The sequence below is a fragment of the Odoribacter sp. genome, from assembly GCF_985060555.1.
In genome coordinates, this window is the sequence record NZ_CFKYFN010000088.1 from 54791 (window position 1) to 64005 (window position 9215).

A 9215-nucleotide genomic window follows, 5' to 3' on the forward strand; every position below is an offset into this window, starting at 1 on the left:
CCGATAAAATTTAGTTTAAGCCAACCATTTTTTCACTTCTTCGGGAGTCAACCCTGACAATCCCAACTTTTCTTTTTTGTTGATTCCGCAAAGCTCCTGATGCAATTTATTCGTATTCCCGACTGCTTTCAAAGCTTCCACCGTCTGATATCCGGCTTTCTTCACCACTGCGATCCATTCTTTCGGAATCCCCAGCGCCTCGTATTTCTCATCGCCGTCTACGGTAACTTTCTTTTCGGGCTTCATCTGGGGAAAGAACAACACATCCTGAATCGACGCGCTATTGGTCAGGAACATACAAAGCCGGTCGATACCGATACCCATACCGGAAGTCGGCGGCATGCCGTATTCCAGTGCGCGTACAAAATCATAGTCGATATACATGGCTTCGTCATCTCCTCTTTCCTGCAATTTCAGCTGATCCTGAAAACGTTCCAGCTGATCGATCGGGTCGTTCAGCTCGGAATAGGCATTAGCCACTTCCTTACCGTTTACAAACAGCTCGAAACGTTCGGTCAGTTCCGGATTTTCGCGATGTTTCTTCGTCAACGGCGACATCTCTTTGGGATAATCGTAAATAAAAGTGGGCTGGATATAATGTCCTTCACACTTTTCACCGAAGATCTCATCGATCAGTTTACCCTTACCCATGGTCTTATCCACGGGGATCTCCATTTTTACACAAGCCTCGTACAACTCTTCTTCCGACATTTTCTCGATGTCGTACCCGGTATATTCTTTAATGGCATCGGCCATACGTACCCGCCGGAAAGGACGTTTAAAGTCGATTTCATTTTCGCCTATCACCGCTTTCGTAGTCCCGTTGATCGCCAGCGCAGCCGTTTCGATCATCTCTTCCGTGAAGTTCATCATCCACAGATAATCTTTATAAGCCACATAAATTTCCATACAGGTAAATTCCGGATTATGTGTCCGGTCCATTCCCTCATTCCGGAAATTCCGGGAAAATTCGTACACCCCTTCAAAACCGCCGACAATCAGCCGTTTCAGGTATAATTCGTTGGCAATACGCAAATACAAAGGGATATCCAATGCATTATGATGAGTGATAAACGGACGTGCAGACGCTCCTCCGGGAATGGCTTGCAACACAGGGGTTTCCACCTCCAGATACCCTTTGGAATTGAAGAAATTCCGGATAGCGTTGATCATCCTGGTACGTTTCACAAAGACTTCCTTGACCTGAGGATTCACGATCAGGTCGAGATAACGCTGGCGGTAACGCTGTTCGGGATCGGTAAAGGCATCGAACACCTTGCCTTCCTTCTCTTTCACAATCGGCAGCGGCCGCAACGATTTCGACAACATGGTCAATTCTTTGGCGTGTACGGAAATCTCACCTGTCTGTGTGCGGAACACAAATCCCTTCACTCCGACAATGTCACCGATATCCATCAATTTCTTGAAAACCGTATTGTAAGCGGTCGATGCTTCATCTGTAGAAATATCGTCCCGGCTGACATACACCTGGATCCGGCCGGTAGCATCCTGTAATTCGAAAAATGAAGCTTTACCCATAATTCTCCGGCTCATCATCCGTCCGGCAATCACCACATTCCGGGGCTCTGCTGTTTCGTCGAACCGCTCTTTTATTTCTGCCGCATGGGCATTCACTTGAAACTCCGGTGCCGGATAGGCTTCTATCCCCAGTTTAGCCAATTCATTCAATGAATTTCTTCGGATAATCTCTTGTTCACTTAATTCCGTAAAGCTCATCTTTTATATTTTTAATTGTTTTACTTCCAACAAACTATCATTCCAGAATTTTAATTAATTTTGCAAAGTTACTATTTTCCCGAAGTAAAAACAAATCAAAATAAAACAGCCATTGTCGGGTTTTCAACAATGGCTGTTTTTACAATCCTGATCGACTTATTTTTTCAATATTTTATCAAGTAATTCCACCGCTTCCGGCTGAGAAGGACGCGGAGCATAAGCATCTATGATCTTGAAATTTTCGTCTATCAATAAAAAACGGGGAATATATTTGATCTGCCACCCTTCATTCAGATTTTTTGTATCTGTACAATTGTATTCCGGTATCCCGGCTTCTTTGCCTTCGATAAATGAAAGCCAGGACTTTTTCTCTGTATCGGTAGAAACAGCCAGGAAAACGATATTATCGTTCCGGTATTTTTTCGCCAGCTCATGGAATTTCGGGGATTCCTGAATACAAGGTCCGCACCAGGTTGCCCATAAATCCACATAAATCACCTTGCCTTTATAATCACTCAGACGAGCCGTTTTCCCATCCGGAGCAAGCAATTCCAGATCCACAGCCGGACTTCCTTTCAGTAATGCCCCGGCAGAATGAAGTTTTACTTCCAATACTTCCCGGATATCCGTATTTTTCAACTTTCCGGCATATTCCCGTACTTCCCCGACAAGTTCCGTATTTATTTCACTATCCAGCTTATAAGCGTACTGTGCAGCGGTAAAAAGTTCTTGAGTACGTTCGGGAAATTGCAATTTTTCTTTTAGACCGGGAGTTTCCATGGCAGTGCCGATCACATCTCTGACAACAGCCACATCCAGATATTCCTCTCTATTTACCCGGGGAACGACTTTCAGCAAATCGGGAATAATCTGCTGCATAAATTTCTCACGCTCTTCCCGGCTTCTCACCGGCTGTAAAGCACAGTAAGAGGGATAAGCAGTATAACTATTTGCCATATCGGCGACAATACGGGCTTTCTCCAACTCTTTGAACGCAGGAGTAGCCTCTTTTACCCGCTCCAGTTCAGCCATCCTCAATTGAGCCAAAGAATCGACGGCAACTTTGATTTCCTCAAAGCTTCCTTTCCGGTTTCTTAATTCTCCCAAAAAAGAACCTCCCTTAGGAAACAGACGTCCCTTCATATAGGTATTCATCTCCGCTCCCTTTCCCTTAAAGACAGCCTCCCGGTTGTCAGTCGTGATATATACCTCCATATCGTCTCCCGGACTCAGATAAAGGGTGTTGCGGCTGATCCGGTAAAAAGCCGGTTTGGAAAGCGGTAAAATCGTATCGAAATGGCCTTCCCGATCCGTACGGATCATAAAGCTCCCCTCATCCCCTATCACACTGGTAGCCCCATCGTAAGACAGTTTCACCAGATCGGTTCCCATACCGACCAATTTCCCCTTCAGACGGACAGAATTTTGTGCCTGAACCGACACGACCGCCATGACAAATAAAATCGGAAATAAAAATTTCATATCGACCATATTAAATATTCGTATTTATCTTTCATAATCCGGAAGATCAGGCCGGAAACCTTTGACTACCGGCGGTATCGGAATAATATAGCGGTTGTCGTTGGGTGGTAACGTCCAGATTTGTCCATCCGCCGAATGGGTGATCGTTTTTTGGAAACGACTTTCTTTGTTCAAACGTTTCAGATCTACAAAGCGGTAGATTCCGAGGAAAGCGAATTCCCGGCGGCGTTCTTCCAGTACTTTCACCAGAGCCTCGTCCGCATTGGCAAAAGTCACATGTACATTGTTTTCTATGCGATGATCCCGTAACAGATTATACAGACGCGCAGCTTCCGCCAGGTTTTCCGTACCTCCTTCGCGTGCATAACACTCGGCAGCCGTCAGAATCACCTCCATATTGTTCAAAGCCAGATTCGCCCGGATATAAGGCATAAAAATTGTATACCCACGGAATTCCACACCGCTGTATTCATCGTCTACAAACCACAGTTCCCGGCGTTTATCCACAGCTCCCGGAGCCAGGTCCTTGTCATAAATATCCAGTAACTCCTGACTGGCATATACAGCCATTTGTAACCCGAAGACGGAGGGCGGATAACGTACGTAAATATTTTCCGGATTATCCATTCCTTCAGGATAAGGACTGCTGGGATCGTCTTTCCGTACAATCCTTCCGATATAAGCATTCGGTTTGGCGGTATATTCTGTCAGGTCTACCAATTCTTCACTGACTTCCAATGCTTTCTTCGCATTTTCCAAAGCTTTATCATATTCTCCGTGCATCAGATACATACGGGCCAGAAAACCATAGGCTACATTCTTCGCCGGACGGAATGTGTTCGGAGTTTTATCCAACAAAGCAGGCAGGGCATCGTCCAGGTCTTGCTTGATCGCCGTATACACTTGTTCTACAGTGCTACGGGAATAATTCAGGTCGGCCACATCTTCGCTGGAGATCAGAGGCAAGCCGTAATCGGTCGAAGCCGTTGCAGCGTCATAGGCCGGAGCATAAACCCCGATCATACAAAGATACTCGAAAGCCCGGGCAACCATCGCTTCCGATTTTAAGTTCAGCTTATCGGATTCCGAAGCATCCGTCACACTCATGATATTATTGATTACCGTATTACACACATAGATACGGTTGTAAGCATAGTTCCAGATCGGATCAGAAACTCCGTCATTGAAAACAGCCCCGTGTTCGAAAGCATAGAGATTTTTAATTTCATCATCCATAGAGGTAAAATTATTCTCTTCATCTCCGCTTCCCAGCTGAGCATCATCGGTAATATACACCGGATAATGATCCAGCGCTTTAGCCATCTGTGCGTAATTCATCAACTGACGGTAGTCGTCGTATTTCGAAGGAATGGTATATCCTTTCGGCTGTATGTCCAGAAAACGGTCACACCCCTGACAAAGGAACATGCCCCAAACAATCCATAAAAATATTTTTTTCATAATCATCTCCTTTTAGAATTTTAAAGATAAACCTAGCGTATATATGGTCGGGTCGAGCGCGCTTCTCGAAATAGATGTCAGAGAAGTCCCGTTCCAGGATTCCGGATTCAAACGTCTTTTCTGAGAACCCCACCACCAGATATTCTGAATCTGTGCATTGATACTCATTCCTGAAATAAAAGCTTTTTTTAGCCAACGTTCCGGCAAATTATAGGACAGGGTTACCTCCTTCAGCTTTATGTAATTCGCTTTTTTGATGTGTTTATCGGCAGCATACCACAAATAGGTATAGTTGGTACTGGCATTTCTCATAAAGGCCGGAGCTTTATCGGGATCGTCGGAATCTTCCGGAGATTTCCAGTAATTCCGGATACTCCTGTCCACATTCGTAGTTCCGGTTGTCGACGTGAAGTATTTAGGCATGACATCCCTCATCACATGTCCGCCGTAATACAGAAACATAAAAGAAAGATCGAAACCTTTATAAGTCAGCATATTCGACATAGATGCAGAATAGGGAGGTATACTTGTTCCGGAGCGTACCAGATCCTCGACCGTCAGGTCTGCGAGCGATTTCACGATCGTTCCGTCCTTTTTATAAGCCTGAGGATTTCCACTCTCGTCCAATCCGGCCCAACGTACACTGAATAAAGTTCCCATTGCCATCCCTTCTCTCGTATTCGTACCGCTGATATAACTGGAAACGGAGTTAGAACTGTTTTCCAGTTTTGTGATCCGGTTTTTATTGTAACTGAAATTAATATTCGTTGCCCAGCGGAAGTCTCTTGTCTGTATATTCACACTGTTCAATACAATCTCATAACCGTGGTTGTACATCTCGGCATAGTTCATCGTCAGAGAACCCCAACCGGAAGTCGGGTCTGTAGCGATCGACCCCAGCAAATCCGAAGTATTTTTCGCATAATAGTCGAACGATCCTCCCAAACGGTTGTTAAAGAAGCTGAAGTCGATACCCAGATTGGTCTGGTTGGTTCTTTCCCGGCGTAAGCCGGAGTTTGGAGGACTGGATACGGAACTGGAATATTCACCGGTCCAGGAATTGATTCCGGCAGAATATACGATCATATAAGGTCCGCTTTGTTTTGCAATGTTACCGTTGATTCCTTTGGTAAAACGGATGGAAAGCTGATCCAGCCAGTCCATGTTTCCCATAAATTTCTCCTGTGCCATATGCCAGCTGACACCGACCGACCACAAAGGTTTGTACTGATACTTGGGATTCGTACCGAACAAATTGGACTGGTCCATACGGATACTCCCCGTAATGGCATACCGGCGGTCATAAGTATAGGAAGCATTTCCATAAAACGAAACGTAACGGTCCTCTTTATCGCCGAAAGTATCGGGATAACCGTTCGGAACGTGGGTATAAGAATTATTGATTGCCTCCGTACCCTGTTGGGTCTGGTTCAGTGTTGCTTCATCCAGGTATTTATGTGCCAGGCTGACCTTGTCATAACCGTATTTCTCTACATAGGTACTGGTACTGTGTACAGCACGGCGTTCACCACCGGCGATCGCACTGACCTCGTGTTTTTCATCGAACGTGCGGTTGAAATTGATCTGAGCACGCAAAGTATAGGAATTTTTATCGCTTCTGGTCTCGTCGATATAACCCCCTTCCGGTATCAGATGTTTAATACTTCCATCGGCATTCACGATGGATGAATTGTTGATCTGATTACGGAGCGTATAGGATTGGGGGTCATAATAATTCTGTACCAGCGAATTGTTTTTTCCAGCTGATACCGCAAATCCACATCCAGCCCTTCGATAATCTTTACATTCAGGGCCACATTCACATTGGAATAGTTGCTCTTGCTGAAATAACTTTTCCGGTGCATTTCTTCCAATGGATAAAAAGACTCGTCGTTGAGCCCCAAGCCGACCAGGCGGTCTATCTCCGACCGGGATTTTGTCTGATACCAGTTCAATGGATTGCCGTCTTCATCGAATAAAGTCTGATAGGAAGCACGTCCGCCGGTCAGATAAGTCGAAGGGGTAAAACCATTGTCATAATCCGCCTTTGTATAACTACCGACAACTCCCAGGTCAGCCCTCAGCCATTCAAAAAAGTTATAGGAGCTTCTCAGGTTAAAACCTACCCGGTCATTATCCTGCCCCTTCGTTTGCAAAATATTCTGCATATAATTGACGCTGGCGGAATATTGATATCTATCCGAACTTCCGCGTAAAGCCAGATTATGTTGATGAGTGATCGCAGTCCGGAGAAAATTATCTTTCAGTTCATTGTAATTGTTCCGGTTCCGGTAAATATTCAACTGCCGGTTCATTTCATCATCGCTGATATTCCCGGCTTCATTCTCGTACAACAAATTGAGCACTTCATTCTGATAATATCTTTTGTCAGAGCTACTGTAAGGAGAATGATAAGTATTGAACATTTCAACCTGCCAATCTACCAGTTCCTCACTATTCATGAGATTCAGATAATCCCTGTCATCCCGTAAAGGAGTGATAACAACAGAACCGTTGTATTCGATCGTACTCTTTCCGGCACCTTTCTTGGTCATAATCACAATCACCCCGTTTGCCGAACGTGATCCGTAGATGGAAGCGGCCGTCGCATCTTTCAGAATAGTAATATTGGCAATTTCAGACGGATTGATCGCATCCAGGGAACCTTCATAGGGCACTCCGTCGACCACATATAAAGGAGTGGAAACTCCGGAAATCGTAGCCTTACCACGAATTCTCAGATCTCCTTTGTAATTCGTCAGACCGGCAGCCATACCTTCTATACGTGAAATAATACCAGGCTGCAATTTATGTTCGAAGTCTTTATTCGTTAAAACGGCAAACGAACCGGTAGCACGCTCCTTGGAAAGAGTCTGATAACCTGTTACCACCACATCGTTCAATTGGGTGGCCTCCGCCTCCATGGTGATGCGATAAGGTTCTTTTTTCAAAGGCATTTCCTTCGTTTTCAATCCCACAAACGATACGACCAGAGTTTCTTTTCCGATCAAATCCGGAGATACGCTCAACTGGAAATTCCCGTCTACATCCGAAACGGTCCCGATAACCTTATTGCCTTTTAAATAAACGGCAGCCCCGGGTAACGGACGTCCGTCCGCTTCCAGTATCAAACCTTTGATCACAATCTTTGTCTGCTGAGGAGCTGCTTCAAGCCGCTTTTGTTCGTAGATCACCACCGTATTATCTACAATTTCATAAGACAGGACGGTCCCTTTCAGGCATTGTTTCAAAATCTCTTCCACATTCGCATTCTCTACCTTCACAGAAAGATTCTTAATATTACTGATTTGTTCGCTGTTGCAGATGATATCGAAAGAACTTTTTTTCTGAATTTCCAGTAGCACTTCTTCCAAAGTAACATTCTTCATTTTCAAATTAAAAGCCTGTGAAAATACATTTGCAGCCGCGGTAATGTTAAACGCCAGTATACATAGCAAACCGATACGCGTTACCAGCAACATTTTCTGCAATTTACCCCGCCCGAAAAGCGGTTTAGTTCGCATTTTTTCATACATTTGAGAGTTTTAAGTAATTAAACAATTCATGTCCCGCACGGACATTGGATTTATTATCTTGAACAGGCAGGAAATGGTCCAGATTTCCTGCCTTTTTTCAGAATCTTTGATAAGGTACCACCATTATTTTATGATTCACATACCGGAAACTGACGAGTCTTGTAGCGCTCAATAGCTTCAGTACCTTTGTAATATCCTCATACCGGCTGAATACTGCCTTAGAAGAACCATGTGCTATAGCCGGAACCTGTGCAACAGCAACGGCTTCTACCGTTTCCGGTGTTTTATTTCCGGATATATAGAAAACCGAAACAGCAATTCCCAATACAGCACAAGCCACCGCTGCATACTTCAATATATTCGATCCGGCCCGGTGTTTCCGTTTTCCCGATACTTTTTCCGACAACATTTTCCAGGCAGTCTCCGGCACAAATAGAGCAACCTCCTTTTGTTGCAATTCCATTCCCCCCATTGTAAGCAGTTCCTGATACAAACGTTCATTCTCCTCACTACTTTCCCTCCAAAGACGAAGTTCCACAACTTCCTCCCCGCTCAAAGAACCGGCAATCGCTTTCACGATCAGATCAGCAATATACAATTTTTCCGCCTTCATTTTCATATACCGCAAATAATTGATGCCGGAATTACGAACGATTGTATATAGATAGGAACGTATCGTCAAAAGCGAACTAAAATTCTGTCTGTTTTCCCACAATTTTACAAAAGCTTCCTGCACCAGGTCGGCTGCAACCCATTCCTCCCGAATCAAACGCAGACAATACACACACAACGAAGAATAAAATTTTTCAAAAACATACCGGAAAACCTTCTCCTCTCCGGCTTGAAATGCAGAAATAAAAGTTTTCTCGTGGTCTAAATCGTATTCTTTCATAAAAAAATGTTCGTTTACCGTTGGGTTTACGGTGCTTTAAGCTATCCGAGCGACAACACCCCGGTAAGGGCACTCGACAAGATCCTGGAAAGCGGACGGCTGAAAGA

Annotated in this window: 6 protein-coding genes; all 6 read right to left on the bottom strand. The window is 44.6% G+C overall.

Annotated features, from left to right (window positions below; translation table 11 throughout):
* Positions 1 to 15: 15 nt before the first annotated feature.
* Positions 16 to 1737, bottom strand: coding sequence for a lysine--tRNA ligase (lysS, locus tag AC5RDS_RS11460; protein WP_013611909.1), 1722 nt, complete (start codon positions 1735 to 1737; stop codon positions 16 to 18).
* A 156-nt stretch (positions 1738 to 1893) separates the two neighbouring features.
* Entirely contained in the window at positions 1894 to 3219 is a 1326-nt protein-coding gene (locus AC5RDS_RS11465; RefSeq protein ID WP_175315341.1) for a TlpA family protein disulfide reductase, read from the bottom strand.
* A 24-nt stretch (positions 3220 to 3243) separates the two neighbouring features.
* Positions 3244 to 4680, bottom strand: coding sequence for a RagB/SusD family nutrient uptake outer membrane protein (locus AC5RDS_RS11470; protein ID WP_013611911.1), 1437 nt, complete (start codon positions 4678 to 4680; stop codon positions 3244 to 3246).
* Positions 4681 to 4692: 12 nt separating this feature from the next.
* A complete protein-coding gene (locus AC5RDS_RS11475; RefSeq protein ID WP_306452205.1) occupies positions 4693 to 6360 on the bottom strand; it encodes a SusC/RagA family TonB-linked outer membrane protein in 1668 nt (555 codons plus the stop codon).
* Entirely contained in the window at positions 6357 to 8204 is a 1848-nt protein-coding gene (locus AC5RDS_RS11480) for a SusC/RagA family TonB-linked outer membrane protein (RefSeq protein WP_175315339.1), read from the bottom strand. The genes AC5RDS_RS11475 and AC5RDS_RS11480 overlap by 4 nt, the downstream gene beginning before the upstream one ends.
* 109 nt (positions 8205 to 8313) lie before the next feature.
* On the bottom strand, positions 8314 to 9108 hold the full coding sequence (locus AC5RDS_RS11485) for an RNA polymerase sigma factor (RefSeq protein ID WP_013611912.1): 795 nt from the start codon (positions 9106 to 9108) through the stop codon (positions 8314 to 8316).
* Positions 9109 to 9215 lie beyond the last annotated feature (107 nt).

Excerpts from the sequence above, each read along its gene's own strand:
- AC5RDS_RS11470 (WP_013611911.1), bottom strand. The coding sequence starts at position 4,680 with ATGAAAAAAATATTTTTATGGATTGTTTGGGGCATGTTCCTTTGTCAG.
- AC5RDS_RS11480 (WP_175315339.1), bottom strand. The coding sequence starts at position 8,204 with ATGCGAACTAAACCGCTTTTCGGGCGGGGTAAATTGCAGAAAATGTTG.
- lysS (WP_013611909.1), bottom strand. The coding sequence starts at position 1,737 with ATGAGCTTTACGGAATTAAGTGAACAAGAGATTATCCGAAGAAATTCA.
- AC5RDS_RS11485 (WP_013611912.1), bottom strand. The coding sequence starts at position 9,108 with ATGAAAGAATACGATTTAGACCACGAGAAAACTTTTATTTCTGCATTT.
- AC5RDS_RS11465 (WP_175315341.1), bottom strand. The coding sequence starts at position 3,219 with ATGAAATTTTTATTTCCGATTTTATTTGTCATGGCGGTCGTGTCGGTT.